This is a genomic window from Novosphingobium album (ex Liu et al. 2023) (genome assembly GCF_029076845.1).
In the GTDB taxonomy this organism is placed as follows: domain Bacteria; phylum Pseudomonadota; class Alphaproteobacteria; order Sphingomonadales; family Sphingomonadaceae; genus Novosphingobium.
Window position 1 is genome coordinate 1 of sequence record NZ_JARESE010000022.1, and the last position, 996, is coordinate 996.

2 protein-coding genes are annotated in these 996 nt (G+C 64.8%); both read left to right on the forward strand.

The window, feature by feature from the left end; translation table 11 throughout:
• Positions 1 to 207: 207 nt before the first annotated feature.
• Complete coding sequence (locus tag PYV00_RS08865) at positions 208 to 501, forward strand: type II toxin-antitoxin system RelE/ParE family toxin (protein ID WP_275227938.1); 294 nt, start codon at positions 208 to 210, stop codon at positions 499 to 501.
• Entirely contained in the window at positions 501 to 797 is a 297-nt protein-coding gene (locus PYV00_RS08870; RefSeq protein ID WP_275227939.1) for an addiction module antidote protein, read from the forward strand. The genes PYV00_RS08865 and PYV00_RS08870 overlap by 1 nt, the downstream gene beginning before the upstream one ends.
• Positions 798 to 996: the final 199 nt, after the last annotated feature.

Below are 996 nucleotides of genomic sequence, written 5' to 3' on the forward strand. Positions count from 1 at the left end.
ATTCCTTGCCGACGCGGCGCGGAAGCTCATCGCGGCGGGCTGACCAAGGCGGATACACCCTCCGCGTTGGTCGTTTGGCATATTGGCATATTTCCGCCAACGGTCACCCGGCAGGGTGAAGGTGATACCCCCGCCGCTACCCCCGAATGCCGCACTGGGGGTGTGAACTATAGTTGACAATCGAACGCTGTGAACTATAGTTGTCACATGCTCGAAGTTCGCCGCACCGATGTCTTTGTCGACTGGCTCAAGGCCCTGCGCGACAGGCGGGCCAAGGCCCGCATCGAGATCCGTTTGAAGCGGGTCGAGGAAGGCAGCCTGGGCGATGTGAAATCGGTGGGCGACGGTGTGAGCGAGCTGCGCTTCACCTTCGGCCCCGGATACCGGGTGTATTTCACCCGTGTGGGTGAGGCGGTGGTCCTGCTGCTTTGCGGTGGCGACAAGGACTCGCAGGAACGCGATATCGCTGCCGCGAAGGAAATGGCGAAGGAGATCGAGTGATGGCTATCGAAACCGGGCCCTGGGATGTGACCGAACTGCTCGAAACACCAGAGGATATGGCCGCTTACCTGGAAGCGGCGATGGAAGAAAACGATCCGGCCTTCTTCCGCCGCGCGATCGGCGATGTCGTGCGCGCGATCGGCATGACCGCGGTCGCGCGCGAGACCGGCCTCAGCCGCGAAGCGCTTTACAAGGCGCTGGGGGAAAACGGCAATCCGACGATCGCGACGCTGTCCAAGGTTCTCGCCGCGCTCGGCCTGCGCCTGTCCGTCGCGCCGATCGAGGTCGCGGCCTGATCCGGCACACGGCGTACCCCCGCCGCCACCCCCGGATGCGCGCGTCAGATTCTGCCGCTTTGTCCGAAAGACGCCGTATTCTTCGGACAAACCGGCACTGCATGCCGAGGCCCTTCAGCGCGGCCACCTGACCACGCGCCCGCTCGCCAGCATCGCCTCGCCCAGATCGCCGCCGCCGGCGCTGCACCTGGCGACGATG

Bases quoted from the DNA above. Each gene is read 5' to 3' on its own strand.
- PYV00_RS08865 (WP_275227938.1), top strand. From the start codon at position 208: ATGCTCGAAGTTCGCCGCACCGATGTCTTTGTCGACTGGCTCAAGGCC.
- PYV00_RS08870 (WP_275227939.1), top strand. From the start codon at position 501: ATGGCTATCGAAACCGGGCCCTGGGATGTGACCGAACTGCTCGAAACA.